The following is a 22,030-nucleotide window of genomic DNA, read 5'->3' on the forward strand; positions in this document are numbered from 1 at the left end:
GCGCAGAAGCGGAGTAATGACGTGACTGGCTGGCAGTTCTGGGTCGACAGGGGCGGCACCTTCACCGACATCGTCGCGCGTCGCCCGGACGGCCGCCTGCTCACGCACAAGCTGCTGTCCGACAATCCCGCCCGGTACGCCGACGCGGCCGTCGCCGGCGTGCGCGAGCTGCTCGACGGCTCCGAGGAGCGTGTCGACGCCGTCCGCATGGGCACGACCGTCGCCACCAACGCCCTGCTGGAACGCAAGGGCGAACGCACCCTTCTGGTGATCACCCGTGGCTTCCGCGACGCCCTGCGCATCGCCTACCAGAACCGACCCGGCATCTTCGCCCGTCGCATCGAACTGCCCGAGCTTCTGTACGAGCGGGTGATCGAGGCCGACGAACGCATCGCCGCCGACGGCACCGTCCTGCGGGCCCCCGACCCGGACGCCCTCGCGGGCCCCCTCCGGCAGGCGTACGACGACGGAATCCGGGCGGTCGCCGTCGTCTGTCTGCACAGCCACCTCCACCCCGCCCACGAACGCGCGATCGGTGCCCTCGCAGCTGACACCGGCTTCACCCAGATCTCGCTCTCCAGCGAGGTCAGCCCGCTGATGAAGCTCGTCCCGCGCGGCGACACCGCCGTCGTCGACGCCTACCTCTCGCCCGTGCTGCGCCGCTACGTGCGCCACGTCGCCGACGAGCTGCGCGACGTGCGGCTGATGTTCATGCAGTCCAACGGAGGGCTCACCGAGGCCGGACAGTTCCGCGGCAAGGACGCCGTCCTCTCCGGGCCGGCCGGCGGGATCGTCGGCATGGCCCGCATGTCGCAGCGCGCCGGCTTCGACCGCGTCATCGGCTTCGACATGGGCGGCACCTCGACCGACGTCTCCCACTTCGCCGGCGAGTACGAACGCGTCTTCACCACGCGGATCGCGGGCGTCCGGCTGCGTGCCCCGATGCTGGACATCCACACCGTCGCCGCAGGCGGCGGCTCGGTGCTCCACTTCGACGGCTCCCGCTACCGGGTCGGACCCGACTCGGCCGGCGCCGACCCCGGACCCGCCTGCTACCGGGCCGGCGGCCCGCTCACCGTCACCGACGCCAACGTGATGCTCGGCCGCATCCACCCCGGACACTTCCCCGCGGTGTTCGGCCCGGACGGCGACCAGCCGCTGGACGCCGCCCTGGTCCGCGACCGCTTCGCGGCCCTCGCGCGCGAGATCCGTGAGCGGACCGGCGACGACCGTACCCCGGAGCAGGTCGCCGAGGGCTATCTGCAGATCGCGGTCGCCAACATCGCCAACGCGGTGAAGCGGATCTCCGTCCAGAAGGGGCACGACGTCACCCGCTACGCCCTCACCACCTTCGGCGGAGCGGGCGGCCAGCACGCCTGCAGGGTCGCCGACTCCCTCGGCATCCGCACCGTCCTCGTACCCCCCATGGCAGGTCTCCTGTCCGCGCTCGGCATCGGCCTCGCCGACACCACGGCCATGCGCGAGCAGTCCGTCGAGGCTCCGCTGGAAGCGGCCTCGATGCCCGCGATCCACAAGACGGCCGCCGACCTGGAGGCCGCCGCGCGCGCCGAGCTCCTCGCCGAGGACGTCCCAGAGGACCGCGTCGAGGTCACCCGGCGTGCCCAGCTCCGTTACGACGGCACCGACACCACCCTCACCGTCGAGCTGACCGAGCCCGGCGCGATGAAGCGCGCCTTCGAAGAACGTCATCGCGCCACGTACTCCTTCGCCCTCGACCGCCCGGTCGTCGTCGAAGCCCTCTCCGTCGAAGCCACCGGCATCACCGCACCCCCCGATCTGTCCGCCCTCGCTCCCTACGAGGGCCGGCCCGCCGCACCCGAGACCGTCCGCCTCCACACCGACGGTTCCTGGCACGACGTACCCCTCCACCGCCGGGAGGCCCTTCCGCCCGGCGGGACCGTCACCGGCCCCGCGGTCATCACCGAGGCCGGCGCCACGACCGTCGTCGACGACGGCTGGCGGGCCGCGGCGACCGACGACGGGCATCTGGTCATGGAACGCGCGGCGGTTACGCAGAGTTCCGACCTCGGCACGGAAGCCGACCCGGTTCTGCTTGAGGTCTTCAACAACCTCTTCATGTCGATCGCCGAACAGATGGGCGCCCGGCTGGAGTCCACGGCCCAGTCCGTCAACATCAAGGAGCGCCTGGACTTCTCCTGCGCCCTGTTCGACCCGGACGGAAACCTGGTGGCCAACGCCCCTCACATCCCCGTCCACCTCGGTTCCATGGGCACGAGCGTCAAAGAGGTCATCCGCCGCCGCGGTACCGCGATGCACCCGGGCGACACCTACGCGGTCAACGACCCGTACCACGGCGGCACCCATCTGCCCGACGTCACCGTGATCACCCCGGTCTTCGACACCCAGCCCGCGACAGACACGGAGAGTGATCCGCAGATCCTCTTCTACGTCGCCTCGCGCGGTCACCACGCCGAGATCGGCGGGATCGCCCCGGGTTCCATGCCCGCCCACAGCCGGACCATCGACGAGGAGGGTGTCCTCTTCGACAACTGGCTGCTCGCCGAGAACGGCCGCTTCCGGGAGGAGGAGACCCGCCGCCTGCTCATGGAGGCGCCCCACCCCTCCCGCAACGTCCGCACCAACCTCGCCGACCTGCGCGCCCAGATCGCCGCCAACCAGAAGGGTGTCGACGAGGTCCGCCGCATGATCGGTGAATTCGGCCTCGACGTGGTCCAGGCCTACATGCGGCACGTCCAGGACAACGCCGAGGAAGCGGTCCGCCGCGTCATCGACGCCCTGGACGACGGGGAGTACGCCTACGAGACGGACTCGGGTGCCGTCATCCGGGTCCGCGTGCGTGTCGACCGTGGCGCGCGGCGGGCGGCCATCGACTTCACGGGCACCTCCGCACAGCTCGCCACCAACTTCAACGCGCCGTTCTCGGTCGTCAACGCGGTGGTCCTGTACGTGTTCCGCACCCTGGTCGCCGACGACATCCCGCTCAACGACGGCTGTCTGCGCCCCCTGGACATCGTCGTCCCCGCCGGCTCCATGCTCGCCCCCGAGCCGCCCGCCGCCGTCGTGGCGGGCAACGTGGAGACCTCGCAGGCCCTCACCGGCGCCCTGTACGCCGCGCTCGGTGTCCAGGCCGAGGGCTCCGGGACCATGAACAACGTCACCTTCGGCAACGAGCGTCACCAGTACTACGAGACCGTGGCCTCCGGATCCGGAGCGGGCGACGGCTTCCCCGGCGCCGACGTGGTCCAGACACACATGACCAACTCACGGCTCACGGACCCCGAGGTGCTGGAGTGGCGGCTGCCCGTCAGACTCGAGGAGTTCGCGATCCGGCGGGGGAGCGGCGGCTCCGGGCACTGGCGCGGCGGGCACGGCGCCGTACGACGCATCCGCTTCCTCGAACCCATGACCGTCTCCACACTCTCCCAGCACCGCCGTGTGCCGCCGTACGGCATGGCGGGCGGCGAGCCCGGAGCGCTCGGTGCCAACCGGGTGGAGCGTGCCGACGGCACCGTCACCGAACTCGGCGGAAGCGGCTCGGCGGACGTCGGTCCCGGCGACGTCCTCGTCATCGAAACCCCCGGTGGCGGCGGCTACGGCCGACCGTCGTCCGATCACCAGCAAGCAGGAGAAGAGATCGATGATCGTCGGGCGTTCTGAACGCGGCAAGCCCCCCGTCGAGCCCGTCACGCTCAAGATCCTGGTGGCGGGCGGCTTCGGCGTGGGCAAGACCACCCTCGTCGGTGCGGTCAGCGAGATCAGGCCGCTGCGCACCGAGGAGTCGCTCACCGAGGCCGGGCGCCCGGTCGACGACACCACCGGTGTGGAGGGCAAGCACACGACCACCGTGGCCATGGACTTCGGCCGCATCACCCTCCGCGAGGACCTTGTGCTGTACCTGTTCGGGACACCCGGGCAGGAACGGTTCTGGTTCATGTGGGACGAGCTGTCCGAGGGCGCGCTCGGTGCCGTGGTGCTCGCCGACACACGCCGTCTGGAGGACTGTTTCGCCGCTGTCGACTACTTCGAGAGACGCGCCATACCGTTCCTCGTCGGCGTCAACTGCTTCGAAGGAGCCGACCGTTACCCGGCACAGACCGTCCGCCAGGCCCTTGACCTGGACGAGGACGTGCCCGTCCTGCTGTGCGACGCCCGCGACCGGGAGTCGGCCAAGGAAGTGCTGATCGGAGTCGTCCAGCACGCGATGGACTACGCCGCGGGCCGGCGCCAGGCCGTCACCACCTGACCCACGGCACGGCCCGTACCCCCGCCGACCGGGGTACGGGCCGTGGTCCCTGGGGGAGCCACGCGCGTGTGCCCGCTCCGGGCACACGGCACGCGCGCGTGAAGCGCGCCGGGGCCGCCTAGACCTCGTCGTCCTCCAGCCAGGCGAAGCTCTTCTCCACCGCCCTGCGCCAGTTCCGGTACTCGCGGTCGCGTACCGGCGCCTCCATCGCCGGAGTCCACCGGGCGTCCTGCTGCCAGTGCGACTTCAGCTCGTCGAGGTCGTTCCACACCCCCGTGGCCAGGCCGGCCGCGTAGGCGGCGCCCAGACACGTCGTCTCGGACACCCGGGGCCGGATCACCGGCACGCCGAGGACGTCCGCCTGGTGCTGCATGAGCAGGTTGTTCCCGGTCATGCCGCCGTCGACCTTCAGGGTGGTGATCCGTACCCCCGAGTCCTGGTACATGGCGTCCACGACCTCGCGCGTCTGCCAGCTCGTCGCCTCCAGCACCGCGCGCGCCAGGTGGGCCTTGGTGACGTACCGGGTCAGCCCGGTGACGACTCCGCGTGCGTCGGAGCGCCAGTACGGTGCGAACAGGCCGGAGAAGGCCGGAACGATGTAGGCACCGCCGTTGTCCTCGACGCTCGCCGCCAGTGTCTCGATCTCGTCGGCGGTGCGGATGATGCCGAGCTGGTCGCGGAACCACTGGACCAGCGCGCCCGTTATCGCTATGGACCCTTCCAGGCAGTAGACCGGCGCCTCACCGCCGAGCTTGTAGCCCATCGTCGTCAGCAGCCCGCTCTTGGACGGCACCGGCCGGTCGCCGGTGTTGAGCAGCAGGAAGCTCCCGGTGCCGTAGGTGTTCTTCGCGGTGCCCACGTCGTAGCAGGCCTGCCCGAACACGGCGGCCTGCTGGTCGCCCAGTGCCGAGGCCACGGGCACACCGGCGAGTGGGCCGACGGCGGTGCCGTACACCTCGGCGGACGACCTGATCTCGGGCAGGACCGACTCGGGGACGTTCATTGCGGAGAGGATGGCGGGATCCCACTGGAGGGTCTCCAGGTTCATCAGCATGGTGCGGCCGGCGTTCGTGACGTCGGTGACGTGCCGGCCGCCGTCCGTGCCGCCGGTCAGGTTCCAGATCAGCCAGGAGTCGATGGTGCCGAAGGCGATCTCGCCTCGTTCGGCACGGTCCCTGAGGCCGGGCACGTTGTCGAGCAGCCAGGCCGCCTTGGGCCCGGAGAAGTAGCTGGCCAGCGGCAGTCCGGTCTGGTCGCGGAAGCGGTCCTGGCCGTCGGTGCCGCCCAGTTCGTTGCACAGCGCCGCGGTACGGGTGTCCTGCCAGACGATCGCGTTGTGCACGGGCTTGCCGGTGGAGCGGTCCCACAGGACGGTGGTCTCCCGCTGGTTGGTGATGCCGAGGGCGCTCAACTGGTCGGCCCGCAGACCGGCCTTGGCGAGCGCCCCGGCCACCACGGCCTGCACCTTGGACCAGATCTCGGTGGCGTCGTGCTCCACCCAGCCCGGCTTCGGGAAGATCTGGCGGTGCTCGCGCTGGTCCACGGCGACGATCGCGCCGCCGTGGTCGAAGATGATGCAGCGGCTCGAAGTGGTGCCCTGGTCGATGGCGGCGACGTACTTCCCGGCGGTGTCCGTCATGGCTACCCCTTGGTCGCTGGATCGGAAGGCGGTGTTCGGTCTCGGGATCAGAAGGCTGCGTTGTAGACGAGGCCCGCGAGCGCCCCGCCGATCAGAGGGCCGACGACCGGGATCCAGGCGTAACCCCAGTCGGAGGTGCCCTTGTTCGGGATCGGCAGGACGGTGTGGACGATCCGTGGGCCGAGGTCGCGCGTCGGGTTGATGGCATAGCCCGTGGGCCCGCCCAGGGACAGGCCGATGCCGACGACGAGCAGCGAGACGATCAGCGCGGTGGTGCCGGACTCGCCGAGTCCCCTGGTCAGCCCGAAGGCGAGGACGGGCAGGACGAGCGCCATCGTCGCGATGATCTCGGTGATGAGGTTGGCGACCGGGTTCCGGATCTCGGGGACGGTGGAGAAGATGCCGAGGGTCGGTGTCGGCTCCTCCGCCGTGTCCTCCTCGTGCACATTGGCCTGGAACTGGGCCAGATAGACCAGATACGTCAGGACGGCGCCGAGCATCGCGCCGACGAACTGGCCGAGCAGATAGACCCAGACCTTGTCCCACTTGCCGGTGTCGACGGCGATGCCGATGGTGACCGCGGGATTGAGCTGGCCTCCGGAGAGGGGAGCCGCGGTGTAGGCGCCCGCGAGCACACCGAACCCCCAGCCGAACGCGATGACGACCCACCCCGAGGCGCGCGCCTTGGAGTGTCTGAGGGTGACGGCGGCGCAGACACCGGCACCGAACAGGATCAGGATCGCCGTGCCGATGACCTCGCCGACGAAGATGTCTCCGTTGCTCATGGCGGCTCCCTAGGCGCCGGATCGGGGCGAGCGGCCCCGGCCCTCCGTGCAGGAACGGTTCTCTTGAATGACTTCCGCCGAAGGCAGGGAGGGTCCCGCGCCCCGCCCGGCGTCCGTGACGAGCATGCCGTCGCAGCCGGATCGCCCAGAGGGGACGGATCGTGGATGAGGAAAGGTCCACGGCACAGTGCCTGATTACGCCGAGAATGTACGGCGATGTCGGCTGACACCGGGAAGTGTTCACCGGCGCAGAGGGACCGTCAAGGTCGCCGACGGCAACGATGACAGCGGTTTCCGTGGACCGGAGGTCGACGGGTTCCTTCCCGCAGGTGAGAGCTCAACGGCCGGTAAGGCCAGGGGTTTTCACCGGAGCGGCTTGACGGCCGCGCACTGCGCCTGGGTCTGTGCCGCACAGGATCCGCGCCGGATCTCCAGGCCGGGAAGGCCCGCGCGTCCGAGCACCCAGCTCGTCCCGCTCAGTGCCTTCGCCGTCTTCTTCAGCGGGGCGAGACGGGCCGCGGCCTGCCGGTGATCGGACACGCTGCCGGGCACGCACACGATGGTCGCCAGGGACAGCGTGACGGTACGGCCGCCCGCCGACCAGGGCGCGTCGAGCACGGCGGTGACCAGCGGGTCCAGCGCCTCCTCCTCGGCCAGCACCAGGAAGTCGTCCCCGCCGATGTGCCCCACGCGCGCGTGCTCGGCCACCGTCTGCTGCAGCGCCCGCCCCACCGAGCGGATCAGCTCGTCGCCGGCCGCGAACCCGGAGCCGTCGTTGACCTGCTTGAAGTGGTCGATGTCCAGCCAGCTGAGCGCGAACGCCCGCCCGTCGGCGATGCGCCGGTCCACCTCGCTCGTGATCGCGTCGGAACCCGGCAGCCGGGTCAGCGGATTGAGCCCGGCCGCCTCCTCCACCCGGGTCTCGGCCAGCGCCCGCACGAGATCCGCGAGCCGCACGACGCCCACGCACCGGCCGCGGCCGTCGACGACCGCCACATCGTCCGAGGTGCGGTCGCGGCCGCCGATCGCCACCACGTCCAGCACCTCCCAGGCGGTGGCGTCGACCCCGACCGTGCGCGGCGCGTCCCCCAGTTTGAAGGCGGGCCGGTCCGCGTACAGGGCGTGCCCGTACCGGCCGGACATCGACAGCAGGAAACGCGACCGGTGCACCGAGCGGACGGGCGTCCCGGACTGGTCCACGAGCAGCACACCGGAGACGTCCGGCGAGCCGGTCAGCAGCGCCCGTACCTGCCCCGCCGAGGCGGTGACCGGCAGGACGGCGGCCGGCCGCACGAACTCCCGCACGGACGGCCCGTGGCGGGGCACGGTCGGCGCACCGGGAGTGCTCGGCGGAACGTATACCTCCGCCGCCGGGAGCCGGGCCGGCGGAGCGAACAGCTGGCCCTGGGCGAGCTGCGCTCCGGCCGTCACGGCCGCCGCGCACTGCAACTCGGTCTCCACGCCCTCCACCGCCACCAGGGCGCCCAGTTGCTCGCACAGGGTCCGCATCGCCCGCACCGCGGCCGGCCGGGCCAGCAGCGAGGCGTCGAGCTTCACCAGGTCGGGGGAGAGGTCCGTGAGCAGCCTGAGGGGCACGTCCCCGTCGCCGATCCCGTCGGCGCTGATCCGGAACCCCTGCTCGCGCAGCCCGGTCACCGCCTCCAGCAGGGCGCGCTGAGGGACATGGGTGTAGGGCGGCACGACATCGAGGGTCACCTCCCAGGGCATCCGCCCCGCCGCGCGTACGGCGTCGTGCAGCGGGGTGAGGCCGCCGAGGTCGGCGAGCGTGGCCGCGAACACGTTCAGGTGCAGCGGCAGCAGCGTCTCCTTGCGCGTGGCCGCGCGGAAGGCCAACACGGCCAGATTCCCGTCGAGTTCGGGGTCTCGGCGGGCTTCGGCCAGGATGTCGCCGGTCTCCGGGCGTGCGAGTATCTCCAGTGCGGCGACGGCGCCCGTCCTGAGGTTGACCACCGGCTGGAAGGCGAAGCGGAGAGTATCCGTCCAGGAGTGCACGGGAGCATCTTGGCGCTGCCCGCAGACGCCTTGGCGCAGTTCATAAGACGTTCACGCATCATTCCGGGCTGATCACACAGCGTGGACAACCCCATGAGTCACTCCTGTTGCACACCGCCCGTGACGGGCCCGCTCACCGCACCGCGATCACCGACGATCCGTGCCCGAACAGCCCCTGGTTCGCCGTGATCCCCACCCTCGCCCCGGCCACCTGCCGGTCGCCCGCCCTGTCCCTCAGCTGCTGGACCAGCTCGCAGACCTGGGCGATGGCCTGGGCGGGCACCGCCTCACCGAAGGAGGCGAGCCCGCCGCTGGTGTTGACGGGTATGCGGCCGCCCGGGGCCGTCGCCCCCTCCCGCAGGAGTTTCGCGCCCTCTCCCTCGGCGCACAGCCCCAGATCCTCGTACCACTGCAGCTCCAGCGCGGTGGACAGGTCGTACACCTCCGCCAGGGACAGGTCCTCCGGGCCGATCCCCGCCTCCTCGTAGGCGGTCCGGGCGATGGACGCCCGGAAGGTCTCGCCCGGGGGCTCCACCGCTGCGGCCGAGTCGGTGGCGATGTCCGGCAGGTCCAGCAGCGTGTTCGGGAAACGCGGTGTCACGGTCGAGACGGCCCGGATCCGCACCGGCCGCGCCGCTCCGTGCCTGCGTGCGAAGTCCAGGCTGCTCAGCACCACGGCGGCGCCGCCGTCGGAGGTCGCGCAGATGTCGAGCAGCCGCAGGGGGGCGGCGACCACCGCGGAGGCGGCGACCTCCTCGGCGGTGACCCGCTTGCGGTAGCGCGCGTACGGATTGAGCGCTCCCAGGGCTGCGTTCTTCACCTTGACCAGGGTGAAGTCCTCCAGGGTGTCGCCGTGCACCGCCATGCGACGGCGCGCGTACAGCCCGAAGTAGGCCGGATTCGTCGCCCCCAGCAGCCGGAAGCGCAGCCAGTCCGGATCGTCGGGGCGGTCCCCGCCCGCGGGGCGGAAGAACCCCTTGGGTGCGGCGTCCGCCCCCACCACGAGGACGACGTCCGCGAGCCCGGCGAGGATCTGCGCCCGTGCCGTCGCGATCGCCTGCGCACCCGACGCGCAGGCCGCATAGACGCTGGCGACCCGGGCCCCCTGCCACCCCAGAGCTCTGGCGAACGTCGCTCCCGCCACGTACCCCGGGTATCCGCCACGCACCGTGTCCGCGCCCACGATCGAGCCGACGTCCTGCCATGCGAGGCCGGCGTCCGCGAGGGCCGCGCGGGCCGCCGCCGTCCCGTACTCGGCGAAGCCGCGCCCCCATTTGCCCCACGGGTGCATGCCCGCACCGAGCACCGCCACGTCCGCCGTCATGCCGTCACCCCCGTCGGCCGCCAGTGCCAGGTCGTCCAGGTCGTCTCCGCGTCCTCGTGGAGCACTCCGGGGACGACCTGCACCTCCATGCCCACCGTCAGATCGGCGACGGTGACCCCGGGAACCGCCTGCCCCAGCACCACGATCCGCTCGGACTCCAGCTCCACCGCCATCAACGCGTACGGCTCCCACGGAAGTTCCGGACTGCTCACATAGGGTGACGGAGGCCGGTAGCGGCTGTCGGTGTACGACCAGATCCGGCCCCGGCGTGACAGCGGGACCTCCTCCAGCGCGCCGCCCGTGCAGCGCGGGTTGCGGCAATGGCTGTCCTCCCGCGGGAAGAAGACGGTGGCGCAGGACGAGCAGCGGGTGCCCAGGAGCCGGAAGCAGTCCCCCTCGCCCGTGAACCAGCCGGAGACCGCGGGTGTGCGTGTGCGCGACAAGGTTCCTCCCGGCGACGCAAATATCTGACGAAGCGTCAGAAGTGTGCCACGGGCAACCGGAAATCGGCAGGGCCTCCCGCGCAACCGGACGGCCCGTTTCGGTGTCGTGTTGTCAGGAGGGGCGTTCCGGGGCCGACGGGGGTGGTCCCGGGCCGCCCCTCCTGATCCCCGGCCTGGTGTTGAGCACCGTTGCCGGAAGACGTGCTTCCTCTGATCGGATACAGTCCGCGCGTGTCCGAAAATCAGCACTCGAATGCCAACTCCGCGCCCAACTCGCACTGTTCGAGCTGCGGAGCGCCCTACGGGCAGGGCATCTCCGGCTGGCCGCGCACCTGCCCGTCCTGCGGGAGTGTCGCCTACCGCAACCCGCTGCCCGTCGCGATCGCGCTCCAGCCCGTGTACGACACCAAGGGCACGGCCCTGGTGGTCATCACCCGAACCATCGCCCCCGCGCGCGGAGGCACGGCGCTGCCCGGCGGATACATCGACGACCGGGAGGACTGGAAGCACGCCGTCGTCCGCGAGCTCAGGGAGGAGACGGGCATCGAAGCCTCCGCCCGCGAGGTGCGGCTCGTGGACGCCATGAGCTCCCCCGACGGGCATCTGCTGCTGTTCGGACTCCTCCCGGAACGCCCCGCCGAAGGACTCCCGCAGTCCGCGGCCACGGACGAGACCGCGGGCTGGCACCTGCTGCGCAGGCCCGAGGAACTCGCCTTCCCGCTGCACACCTTCGCCGTGCGGGCATGGTTCGAGGGCCGCTACGCCTGAGGCCGGCCCCTCAGCCGAGTCCCCGGACGCGCACCGGGTAGGGCGGCTCCGCCGCGCCGCCCTCCCGGCCCTCCGGTTCCCGCGCGACCACCACGTCGGTGCCCTGCAGGCGCGCGGTGTAGCGCTCGATCGCCGGGTCGTCCCGGCCCTGGCCCGTGTCCGGCACGACCAGCCCGCCGCCGGTCCGCCCACGGGCGGGCGCCCACACCTCCAGCTCCAGCCCGCCGTCCTCGCCCCGGACGGGAACGACCGCGCCCGCGCGCGCGAGCACCGGAATCCGCGACAGCGGCGCGTCCACGAGGACCTGCGCCGGACCCTCGTACGCCTGCTCGGTCACCGTGTCGTACCAACGGCCCCGCGGGAGCTGCACCGCCCGCCGGTCGGCCCCCGGGTCCATGACCGGCGCCACCAGAAGACAGTCGCCGAGCAGGAACGCGTCCTCGCAGTCGCGCAGCGCACGGTCCTCCGGCGACCCCCACCACACCGGCCGCACATAGGGCGCGCCGGTGCGCCGGGCCAGATGCGCCAGCGTCATGAAGTACGGCAGCAGCCGCCGGCGTCCGGCCAGCGCCACGCGCGCGTGCTCCAGTACCTCGGGGCCGAACTCCCAGGGCTCGCGACGCCCGGCCCGCAGACCTGCGTGCGTCCGGAACAGCGGCAGGTACGCGCCGAGCTGGAACCAGCGCAGATACAGCTCCGGCGACGGACTCCCGTCGAAACCGCCCACGTCCGGACCCGAGTACGGCACTCCGCACAGCCCGAGCCCCAGCACCAGCGACAGTGAGGCCCGCAGGCCCGGCCAGCCCGTCGCCACGTCTCCCGACCAGGTGCCGCCGTAGCGCTGCATGCCCGCCCAGCCGGACCGTGAGAACAGGAAGGGCCGCTCCCGGGGCGTCAGCTCGCGCAGCCCCTCGTACGCCGCTCTGGCCATGCAGAGCGCATACACGTTGTGCGCCTCCCGGTGGTCGCCGCCGCGCCCCTCCAGGGCATGCCGGGCCGACCGCGGCAGCGTCGCTTCACCGAAGGCGTTGAAGGACGTCGGCTCGTTCATGTCGTGCCAGAAGCCCGCGAAGCCCTGTTCGAGCCGCTCCTCGTAGAGCCCGCCCCACCACTTGCGCACGCGCGCGTGCGTGAAGTCCGGGAAGACCGACTCGCCGGCCCACACCTCGCCCCGCACCGAGCGACCCGCGGCGTCCCGGACGAACGCGTCCACGGCCGACCCGCCGTCGTACACTGCGTTGCCCGGCACGGCCTTCACCGCCGGGTCGACGACGGACACCAGCCGGATCCCGTCCCGGCGCAGTTCCTCGGCGAGCGCCGGCAGCTTCGGGAAGCGCTCCTGATCGACCGTGAACACCTGATGGCCCTCGTAGTGGTCGATGTCCAGGTGGACGGCGTCCAGCGGCAGACCGCGCTCCTGGTAGCCCGCGACGATCCGGCGGACCTCCTGCTCGCTGCCGAAGCCCCACCGCGCGTGGTGGTGACCGAGCGCCCATTCCGGCGGCAGCGCGGGTGCCCCGGTCAGCGACGCCCAGGTGTGCAGCACGCGCGCGGGGGTGCCCACGATCACCCAGCAGCGCAGCGGACCGCCCTCCATGCGCATCTCACAGCGCCCGGCCCGGTCGTGTCCGGACCCCGCGCCCTCCTCGCCCTCCCGCAACGTCACCCGGCCGTCCCACGTGGTGTCGTGGAACACCAGATGGGCTGCGGCGTCGGCCACCACCAGCTGCACCGGCATGGTCAGGTACAGCGGATCGTCGCCGGGTCCGAACGCACCGCCCGGATCGGTGTTCCACAGCCGGTAGGTGCCGTCCCGCAGCCGAGGTCCGGCGGCGCGCCCGCCCAGGCCGAAGAACCGGGCGTCCGCGGCAACCTGCGACCGCTGCATCCACCGCGCCGTGCCCCCGCCGACCGGCTCCCACCAGCGCGGCGGCAGATCCCGCCGCAGCAGCACACCGCCGGGCGTGCACACCTGCACCGCGCCGTGCCGGGAGACGACGACCGTCACGCGCTCGGCCACGACCCGCCAGCCGCCGTCCTTGTCCGGCTCCAGCATCGCCCGCGGATCCGGCTCGGGGCAGCTCCCGGCCAGCGCGTACGACGGCTCCGGGCCCGCCCCGTCCCAGCCCCAGAAGACAGCCCCGTTGACCGCGACGGTGATCCGCAGCTCGGACCGGCCGAAGCGGATCAGGCCACCTCCCGGGCCCGGCTCCGCGCCCTGCACCTGCCCCGGGACCCGCGCGCGCTCGGCCCCCCGCGGCGGCAGTCCGGCGGCGTCGATACGCCTCCTGCGCCAGGCGGCCCGCACGGTACGCAATCCCTGAGCCGCCCTCCCCGAACCGACCACACTCATCGAACGCACCAGGTCACGACCGTCCATGCTGTTCACCCTGCCACTGACCGCCTTACATGAGCGTCTCGTTCAACTTCCGTTCACCCGTGCCAGGACCACATCTTCATGACACGGACTATGTGGGGCGCACCCTGGTGCAGAAGTCGATCACATGGCATCGTCCCTGTCAGCCGCGTCACGCGCACACCCCAGCCCGTGCGCGGACCGACGCACACGACGCGCACAGTCCGGGAGCCCCCCATGTCGACCGCGAACCCCCAGCCGCTCTGGCAGCCCGATCCCGAACGGATCGCCCGGGCCCGCATCACCAGGTTCCAGGCCTGGGCCGCGGAGCACCACGGTGCCCCGGCCGAGGGCGGCTATCCGGCGCTGCACCGGTGGTCCGTCGACCAGCTGGACACGTTCTGGCAGGCGGTCACGGAATGGTTCGACGTACGGTTCTCGACACCTGGCGCGCGTGTGCTCGGCGACCGCTCGATGCCGGGCGCCCAGTGGTTCCCCGGAGCCACCCTCAACTACGCCGAGCACGCCCTGCGCGCCGCGGCCGACCGCCCGGATGAACCCGCCCTCCTGTACGTCGACGAGACCCATGAACCGCGCCCGGTCGCCTGGTCCGAATTGCGCCGCCAGGTGGGCTCCCTCGCCGCCGAACTCCGCGCCCTCGGCGTACGCCCCGGCGACCGCGTCAGCGGCTACCTCCCGAACATCCCCGAGGCCGTGGTGGCCCTCCTGGCCACGGCCGCCGTGGGCGCCGTGTGGACCTCCTGCGCCCCCGACTTCGGCGCCCGCAGCGTCCTCGACCGCTTCCAGCAGGTCGAACCGGTCGTGCTGTTCACCGTCGACGGCTACCGCTACGGCGGCAAGGAGCACGACCGCCGCGAGACCGTCGCCGAACTGCGCCGTGAGCTGCCCACCCTGCGCGCCGTCGTCCACGTCCCGCTCCTCGGCACCGCGGCCCCGCAGGGCGCCCTGGAGTGGTCGGCGCTGACGGCGGCCGACACCGAGCCCGTCTTCGAGCAGGTCCCCTTCGACCACCCGCTGTGGGTCCTGTACTCCTCCGGCACGACGGGCCTGCCCAAGGCCATCGTCCAGTCCCAGGGCGGCATCCTCGTCGAACACCTCAAGCAGCTCGGCCTGCACTGCGACCTCGGCCCCGGGGATCGTTTCTTCTGGTACACCTCGACCGGCTGGATGATGTGGAACTTCCTCGTCTCCGGCCTGCTCACGGGCACGACGATCGTCCTGTACGACGGCAGCCCCGGTTACCCGGACATGGGCGCCCAGTGGCGGATCGCCGAACGCACCGGAGCGACCCTCTACGGCACCTCGGCCGCCTATGTGATGGCCTGCCGCAAGGCGGGCGTGCACCCCGCCCGCGACTTCGACCTCTCCCGGGTGCAGTGCGTCGCCACCACCGGCTCGCCCCTGCCCCCCGACGGGTTCCGGTGGCTGCACGACGAGGTCCGCGACGACCTGTGGATCGCCTCCGTCAGCGGCGGCACGGACGTCTGCTCCTGCTTCGCCGGAGCCGTGCCGACCCTCCCGGTGTACACCGGGGAACTCCAGGCGCCGGGCCTCGGCACCGACCTCCAGTCCTGGGACCCGAGCGGCAGGCCCCTCGTCGACGAGGTGGGCGAGCTGGTCGTCACCAACCCCATGCCGTCGATGCCCATCCGCTTCTGGAACGACCCCGACGGCAGCCGCTACCACGACAGCTACTTCGACACCTACCCCGGCGTCTGGCGTCACGGCGACTGGATCACCCTCACCTCACGCGGGTCCGTGATCATCCATGGCCGCTCCGACTCCACCCTCAACCGGCAGGGCGTGCGCATGGGCTCGGCCGACATCTACGAAGTCGTCGAACGGCTGCCCGAAATCAAGGAGTCCCTCGTCATCGGCGTCGAGCAGCCCGACGGGGGCTACTGGATGCCGCTGTTCGTGCACCTGGCACCGGGCGCGGTGCTGGACGAGGCGCTCCTGGACCGCGTCAGGCGGGCCATCCGCGAACAGCTCTCCCCGCGCCACGTACCCGACGAGGTCATCGAGGTCCCGGGCATCCCGCACACCCTCACCGGCAAGCGCATCGAGGTACCGGTCAAGCGCCTCCTCCAGGGCACGCCCCTGGAGAAGGCGGTCAACCCCGGGTCCATCGACAACCTCGCCCTGCTGGGCTTCTACGAGGAGCTGGCCCGCAAGCGCTCCTGACCCGCCGGCACGTCACCCTCCATAGGTGGCCTCGGACTCGCCGAGCACGGTGGCGAAGTCCGAGGCCAGCCGCTCGGCCTCGGCCGGTTCCAGACCCGCGGCCGAGATCCTGACACCGGGAGCGGAGGCCAGGCGGAACCTCGCCCCGGCCGCTACCCACCAGCCGTAGGACCGCAGCCCGTTCACCGCGGCGGACTCGTCCCGCACGGGCACCCACAGGTTCATGCCGCTCGCGGCGCGCGAGGCGATGCCCCGCGCCGCCAGCTCCCCGGCCAGGGCGGTGCGACGCAGCGCGTACGTCTCACGCGCGCGTGCCACCAGCGCACGCGTGCTCCCGTCCGTCAGCAGCCCGTGCACGGTCTCCTGCAGCAGGTGACTGACCCAGCCCGACGTCAGCAGCAGCCGCCCGTCGTGCCGGGCGAGCGTGACCGGGTCACAGGCCGCGGCCGCCCACCGCAGATCGGTCCCCAGGAACTTGCTCACGGTCCGCACATGCACCCAGCGGGCCGTACCGGCGCCGGTGAGGCTGTACAGGGCGGCATCGGCCACCTCGGAGGCATGATCGTTCTCCACCACGAGCACATCGGGCCGGTCCCGCAGCAGCCCGGCCAGCGCGTCCCTACGGGCCGCGGAGAAACAGCCACCGTACGGATTCTGCGCCCGCGGACTGAACACCACCGCACGCACACCGGCCCTCAGCGCCACGCGCAGGGCATCCGGACGCATCCCTTCGTCGTCCACGGCGACCGGGACCATCCGCAGCCCCAACGCCGGGACCAGATCCAGCAGATGGTGATAGCCCGGATCCTCCATCGCCACGCTGTCCCCGGGCCGCAGCTCCACCGACAGCACCCGGCCGATCAGGTCCAGCGCCCCGTGCGCGAACGTCACGTGCTCGGCGGCGATCCCGTCGGCCCCGAGCCAGCCGCGTACGGCGTCCTCCAGCCGCGCGAGCCGGGGAGCCGAACGATGGGAGCGGGCACCGGGGGAGAGCCGCGAGGGCGGCACCAGGGCGGGCAGCAGGGCCGGATCGGGATGTCCGCCGGCCAGGTCGCGCAGTCCCTCCGGCACCTTGGGCGGCCGGCGTGACGCGACCGCCGGGGCCGACGCGACCACCGTGCCGCCCCGCCCGTGCGTGACGACGATGCCCCGCTGCCGCAGCTCCTTGTAGGCCGTGGCGACCGTGCCCGCGCTCACCCCCAGCTCCTCGGCGAGCCGCCGCACGGGCGGCAGCGCGGCACCCGGCGGCAGCGCCCCTTCGGCCACGCCGCTCTCGACGGAGCCGGCAATTCCCTTGGCCGTCGTACCACTGATCTCATATTGTGTTGCCACGTTGACAATTATGTACCAGTACATAACTTGGCTCAAGCTTCGCACAGGGGGATCCGTGGACGCGCAACCACGCGGCGCCGACCGGGCGCCACGCATACCCGGAGGCCGCGACGGACGCCGAATGCTCCTGGTCACCTTCCTCGACCGCATCGGCAGCGGACTGTGGGCATCCGTCTCCGTCCTGTACTTCACCTACGTCTCAGGGCTCTCCTTCGCCCAGGTAGGAACGCTCGCAGCGGTCTCAGGCGCCATAGGCATCGCAGGTGCCCCCCTGGGCGGCCGCCTCGCCGACCGCTTACCCCTCACCCGCGTCCTGATCGCCCTCCAGGTCCTGCGCACCCTCGCCTCCTTCGCCCTCCTCACCACCGACCACTACCTCCCCCTGCTCGTCTTCTCGGCGGCCGGCAGCCTCGGCGACCGCGCCTCCAGCGTCCTCACCAGGCTCTACGCCACCCGCGTCGCCGGAGCCGACCGGGTCCGCTACCAGGCGGTCAACCGCACCGCCTCCAACGCCGGCTGGGCCCTGGGCGGCCTCGCCGCCGCGGCGGCACTCACCCTCGGCACCACCACGGCCTACCGCTGGCTCCTCGCGGGCGACGGCCTCTCCTTCGTCCTGGTCGCGCTCCTCACCCTGACCTGCGCGGAACCCCCGTCGATCACGCGCATCGCCGCCACCTCCGACGACGCGCTCCGCAAGCGGGCACCGGCCGGCCCCTGGCGCGACCGCACCTACCTCGCCTACGTCGCGACCGAGACCGTCCTCTTCCTCGACGACACCGTCTTCAAGATCGGCCTGCCCCTGGCGATCGCCCACAGCCAGGGTGTGCCCCACGGCCTTGCACCACTGCTGCTCGTCCTCAACAACGTGATGGTGGTGGCCCTCCAGGTACCGCTCGCCCGCCACGGCGCCTCCACCGCGGCGGCCCGGAACCTCCTCCTGCCCCTGTCCGCGGCCTTCGCCCTCGGCGGCGTCACCCTGGCCCTCGCCGCCACCGGCGGCACGCTCCGGGCCGTCTGCCTGCTCACCGCCTCCGCCGTCGCCTTCACCCTGGCCGAGATGCTCCACGCCACTGTCTCCTGGGAGCTGTCCGTGGCCCTCGCCCCCGAGACCGGCCTCGGCGCCTACCTGGGAGTCCACGGCCTCGCCCAGTCCGCCCAGCGCAGCATCGGCCCGCTCGCCGTCACCGCGGCCCTCGCCGCAGGGCCCGTGGGCTGGGCACTCTTCGGTACCACCATCGCTCTGACCTGCGGAATTCAACACCGCCTGGTCCGCGACCGGCTTCGAAGGAGCCCGTTGTCAGTGCCGCCGATTACTGTGAGTGAGCATTGATCGACTGTGCATTGGGGGAAACATGGCGCACACCGACCACCTGACCATGCGACGCGTCCTGCGCCGCGAAATCGCCGGCACCATCGGCCTGCTCACCGACGAGCACGACTTCCGCGCCATGCGGCGCTACCGCAGCTTCTCGTTCGACGATCACACCACCTACCTCCAACAGGTGGAAGCCGTTCTCAAGAGCCGCGCCGCGGAAGGCAGCCACACCACACTGGCCCTCTTCGACCCCGAGGACTACGCCGCCTTCTGCGCCGACACAGGCCTCGACCCGGAAGCCCCGGCCAGCCGCACCCGCTTCACCGCGGAACTCGCCGCCGCCGGCCCCACCGTCCCCTACGACGGCCGCCCCCTCGCCACGCTCCTGCCCGTCCTCGTCGACGAGGCCGTACGGCAGGCCACCTGGGAGTACGCCACCACCCTCCTCGCCCGCCTCGGCCCCTGCCCCACCTGCGGCGAAGACATCGGCCGCGCCGCCTTCACCCGCGCCTGCGACCTCGTCGTCCGCATCCTCGAGACCGCCCCGCCGGGCGAGCGGCACCTGGTCTGCAGCGTCTCCGGACCACCGGAAACCCTCGTCTCCGTCCTGCACGCCGACGACGGCACCGAAGGCGCCGTCGAACTCGACGAGGCCGAAGCCCTCGAATTCACCAGCGTCCTGGCCCTCGGCCTCGCCACCAGGAGTCCCGGCGGACTCGTCATGCGCATCAGCGCACCGGACGCGGCCGACCGCGTCCACGGCTGGCGACTGCGCGGAGGCGATCTGGAACCACTGACCGCCTCCGAGGTCTTCGACGCCTACTGCACCGACGCCGAGTCCGGCGACATCATCGCCCCCGAGTCGGGCGTCGACTACTGCGTGCCACCCGACCTCGGAAAGGACGGCACGGAACCGGGACACCGCCACTGAACGCGCCAGGGGCGCCCCACCCGAAGGCGGGACGCCCCTGCACACCACTGGCGACGGCAGCCGGACGCGACTACTCGCCGGACAGCACCGCCCGAGCCGCACCACGAGCATCCTCGGCACTGTCCGTGGCACGGGCGGCAGCGGCGGCCCGCTCGCACTGCGCGAGCGTGTACTTCGCCAGCGTCGCCCGTACATAAGGAATCGACGCCGCGCCCATCGACAGGGAGGTGACACCCAGACCCGTCAGCACACAGGCCAGCAGCGGGTCGGACGCGGCCTCACCGCACACCCCGCAGCTCTTGCCCTCAGCCTTGGCCGCCTCGGCGGACAGCGCGACCAGGTCGAGCAGCGCGGGCTGCCACGGGTCCTGGAGCCGCGACACCGCACCCACCTGACGGTCCGCGGCGAACGTGTACTGCGCGAGGTCGTTGGTCCCCAGCGACAGGAACTCGACCTCCTGCAGAATCGAACGCGCCCGCAGCGCAGCCGACGGGATCTCCACCATCGCCCCGAACTTGGCCCGCAGCCCCGCCGCACGGCAGGCGTCGGCGAACGCCTTCGCGTCGGCACGGTCCGCCACCATCGGCGCCATGACCTCAAGGTAGACCGGCAGCCCCTCCGCAGCCTTCGCCAGCGCGGTCAGCTGCGTACGAAGGACGTCCGGGTGGTCGAGCAGAGTCCGCAGCCCACGCACACCGAGCGCCGGGTTGGGCTCGTCGGCGGGGGTCAGGAAGTCCAGCGGTTTGTCCGCACCCGCGTCCAGGACCCGCACGACCACACGGCCCTCGGGGAACGCCTCCAGCACCTGCCGGTAGGCCACCACCTGCTTCTCCTCGGACGGCGCGTTCTTGCTGTCGTCCAGGAACAGGAACTCGGTACGGAACAGGCCGACGCCCTCGGCCCCGGCCTCCACCGCGGCCGGCACGTCCGACGGCCCGCCGACATTGGCCAGCAGCGGCACCTTGTGGCCGTCGGCCGTGGCACCCGGCCCGGTCGAGGCGGCCAGCACCGCCTTGCGCTCGGCGGCCGCGGCCCGCATCTCCGCCTTCTTCTCGTCGCTCGGGTCCACGAAGATGTCACCCGTGCTGCCGTCGACGGCGATCACCGTGCCCTCGGCCAGCTCACCCGCACCCGGCAGCGCGACGACCGCCGGCACGCCCAGCGCCCGCGCCAGGATCGCGCTGTGGCTGGTCGGGCCGCCCTCCTCGGTCACGAAGCCGAGCACCAGAGCAGGGTCGAGCAGCGCCGTGTCGGCCGGAGCCAGGTCACGTGCCACCAGCACATAGGGCTCGTCACTGTCCGGGACGCCCGGCATGGGCACCCCGAGCAGGCGGGCGACGATACGGTTCCGCACGTCATCGAGGTCGGCCACCCGCCCGGCGAGGTACTCCCCGGCCCCGGCCAGCAGCTCCCGGTACGCCGCGAACGCGTCGTACACCGCACGTTCGGCCGTACTGCCGACGGCGATGCGCCGCTCCACGTCCGCCATCAGCTCGGGATCCTGGGCCATCATGGCCTGCGCCTCGAGTACGGCCTGGGCCTCGCCGCCCGCCAGATTGCCGCGCGCCATCAGGTCGGCCGCCACGGCGTCCACGGCCTGACGCGCCCGCCCCTGCTCGCGCTCCGCCTCCTCCGCCGGGATCTGCTTGGCCGGTGGTTCCAGCACCGCCGTTCCCATGTGCCGAACCTCGCCGATCGCCACACCGTGGCTCACGCCGACGCCTCGCAGCGTTGTCACCATCTCACCCGTCTCCGGTAGTGCGGCGGGTCCCGCCGCCGCAGTGGTCGTCCTGAGCGCCGCCTTGCGACGGCCTTGCCGTCAGTTCCAGGTGAAGAGGCTGTCGCCGGCCTTCACGTCGCCGCTGTCACAGAGGTCGGAGAGGGACTCGGCCGTGGCCTCCAGGGCCACGACAGGGCACACCGCGGACTTGCCCGCGGCCTCGACCGCGGCGGGGTTCCAGCGCACGATGCTCTGACCACGCGTCACGGTGTCGCCCTTGTTGACGAGAAGCTCGAACCCCTCGCCATTGAGCTGAACGGTGTCGATGCCGAGATGGGTGAGCACGCCGTGCCCCTCCCCGTCGACCACGACGAAGGCGTGCGGGTGAAGGGAGACGATGACGCCGTCCACGGGCGACACCGCCTCGGAAGGCTCACGCACGGGGTCGATCGCGGTGCCCGGGCCGACCATGGCCCCGGAGAAGACCGGATCCGGCACGGCGGCCAGTCCGATGGCACGTCCAGCGAGAGGGGACGTCACGGTGGTCATGGGAGGCCTCCCAGGCGTGATGCTGCATACGGGCCGTCACTGCCTGTCCCGGACGGCACTGAACAGCAGCGTATGTCAGATGAAGTGGCGGTTCCGTTTGAAGCTACCAGGAAGTGGTCTAGACCACCAACCCGGCTGATTTGCGCGCGCTTCCGCGCCCCGTGTACAGTCGTACTCCTGCTTGAGGCGGGGCGACGTAGAAGCGCTTCCACTAAGCAGCACCCAAACTCGTCAGATCCTATCCCGGGGTCGCCTTTTGCATGCCTGCAAAAGGGTGGTCAGGGAGACGGAAAATCGCTGATAGAGTTTGGAACCGCCGGAAAGGGAAACGCGAGAGCGAGAACCTGGAAAGCACCGAGGAAATCGGATCGAGAAAAGATCTGATAGAGTCGGAAACACCGAAG

15 protein-coding genes are annotated in these 22,030 nt (G+C 71.7%); 6 read left to right on the top strand and 9 right to left on the bottom strand.

The features are described from left to right. Positions 1–21: 21 nt before the first annotated feature. Both ACFZCP_RS15815 and ACFZCP_RS15820 read left to right on the top strand, forming a co-directional pair. Positions 22–3,660, top strand: a complete 3,639-nt coding sequence (locus ACFZCP_RS15815; protein WP_391427598.1) for a hydantoinase B/oxoprolinase family protein — start codon at positions 22–24, stop codon at positions 3,658–3,660. Beyond that, positions 3,641–4,246: an ATP/GTP-binding protein gene (locus ACFZCP_RS15820; protein ID WP_391427599.1), complete on the top strand. Its 606-nt coding sequence runs from the start codon at positions 3,641–3,643 to the stop codon at positions 4,244–4,246. Before ACFZCP_RS15815 ends, ACFZCP_RS15820 begins: the two co-directional genes overlap by 20 nt. 118 nt (positions 4,247–4,364) lie before the next feature. Here ACFZCP_RS15820 and glpK read toward each other — a convergent pair whose 3' ends face one another. The 5 genes from glpK to ACFZCP_RS15845 form a co-directional block, all read right to left on the bottom strand. Beyond that, positions 4,365–5,885 carry a glycerol kinase GlpK gene (gene glpK, locus ACFZCP_RS15825; RefSeq protein ID WP_391427600.1) on the bottom strand — a complete coding sequence of 507 codons (1,521 nt, stop codon included), beginning with the start codon at positions 5,883–5,885 and terminating at the stop codon, positions 4,365–4,367. A gap of 47 nt (positions 5,886–5,932) precedes the next feature. Continuing rightward, a complete protein-coding gene (locus tag ACFZCP_RS15830) occupies positions 5,933–6,670 on the bottom strand; it encodes an MIP family channel protein (protein ID WP_391427601.1) in 738 nt (245 codons plus the stop codon). Between the two features lie 363 nt (positions 6,671–7,033). Beyond that, the gene (locus tag ACFZCP_RS15835; protein WP_391427602.1) at positions 7,034–8,683 is read right to left on the bottom strand and encodes an EAL domain-containing protein; all 1,650 of its coding nucleotides are present in this window, start codon (positions 8,681–8,683) and stop codon (positions 7,034–7,036) included. A gap of 133 nt (positions 8,684–8,816) precedes the next feature. After that, positions 8,817–10,007 (bottom strand): lipid-transfer protein, encoded by a 1,191-nt coding sequence (locus ACFZCP_RS15840; protein ID WP_391427603.1) that lies wholly within the window; start codon positions 10,005–10,007, stop codon positions 8,817–8,819. Further along, a complete protein-coding gene (locus ACFZCP_RS15845; RefSeq protein WP_391427604.1) occupies positions 10,004–10,450 on the bottom strand; it encodes a zinc ribbon domain-containing protein in 447 nt (148 codons plus the stop codon). Before ACFZCP_RS15845 ends, ACFZCP_RS15840 begins: the two co-directional genes overlap by 4 nt. A gap of 231 nt (positions 10,451–10,681) precedes the next feature. Here ACFZCP_RS15845 and ACFZCP_RS15850 point away from each other — a divergent pair, with 231 nt between their 5' ends. Beyond that, complete coding sequence (locus tag ACFZCP_RS15850; protein WP_391427605.1) at positions 10,682–11,218, top strand: NUDIX domain-containing protein; 537 nt, start codon at positions 10,682–10,684, stop codon at positions 11,216–11,218. 10 nt (positions 11,219–11,228) lie between these two features. Here ACFZCP_RS15850 and ACFZCP_RS15855 read toward each other — a convergent pair whose 3' ends face one another. Continuing rightward, positions 11,229–13,598: a TIM-barrel domain-containing protein gene (locus ACFZCP_RS15855; RefSeq protein ID WP_391427606.1), complete on the bottom strand. Its 2,370-nt coding sequence runs from the start codon at positions 13,596–13,598 to the stop codon at positions 11,229–11,231. Between the two features lie 213 nt (positions 13,599–13,811). Here ACFZCP_RS15855 and ACFZCP_RS15860 point away from each other — a divergent pair, with 213 nt between their 5' ends. Beyond that, a complete protein-coding gene (locus ACFZCP_RS15860) occupies positions 13,812–15,779 on the top strand; it encodes an acetoacetate--CoA ligase (protein WP_391427607.1) in 1,968 nt (655 codons plus the stop codon). 12 nt (positions 15,780–15,791) lie between these two features. On the opposite strand, the gene ACFZCP_RS15865 is transcribed toward ACFZCP_RS15860, so the two are convergent. Then, positions 15,792–17,111 (bottom strand): aminotransferase class I/II-fold pyridoxal phosphate-dependent enzyme, encoded by a 1,320-nt coding sequence (locus ACFZCP_RS15865; RefSeq protein WP_391427608.1) that lies wholly within the window; start codon positions 17,109–17,111, stop codon positions 15,792–15,794. Between the two features lie 121 nt (positions 17,112–17,232). On the opposite strand from ACFZCP_RS15865, the gene ACFZCP_RS15870 reads away from it, so the two are divergent. Beyond that, positions 17,233–18,441 (top strand): MFS transporter, encoded by a 1,209-nt coding sequence (locus ACFZCP_RS15870; protein ID WP_391427609.1) that lies wholly within the window; start codon positions 17,233–17,235, stop codon positions 18,439–18,441. A gap of 22 nt (positions 18,442–18,463) precedes the next feature. Then, positions 18,464–19,357 carry a hypothetical protein gene (locus ACFZCP_RS15875; protein ID WP_391427610.1) on the top strand — a complete coding sequence of 298 codons (894 nt, stop codon included), beginning with the start codon at positions 18,464–18,466 and terminating at the stop codon, positions 19,355–19,357. A 70-nt stretch (positions 19,358–19,427) separates the two neighbouring features. On the opposite strand, the gene ptsP is transcribed toward ACFZCP_RS15875, so the two are convergent. Next, positions 19,428–21,098: a phosphoenolpyruvate--protein phosphotransferase gene (gene ptsP, locus ACFZCP_RS15880; RefSeq protein ID WP_391427611.1), complete on the bottom strand. Its 1,671-nt coding sequence runs from the start codon at positions 21,096–21,098 to the stop codon at positions 19,428–19,430. 78 nt (positions 21,099–21,176) lie between these two features. Continuing rightward, the gene (locus tag ACFZCP_RS15885) at positions 21,177–21,626 is read right to left on the bottom strand and encodes a PTS glucose transporter subunit IIA (RefSeq protein ID WP_362687140.1); all 450 of its coding nucleotides are present in this window, start codon (positions 21,624–21,626) and stop codon (positions 21,177–21,179) included. Positions 21,627–22,030: the final 404 nt, after the last annotated feature.

It is taken from the genome of Streptomyces sp. NPDC007971, from assembly GCF_042958635.1.
Lineage (GTDB): Bacteria > Actinomycetota > Actinomycetes > Streptomycetales > Streptomycetaceae > Streptomyces.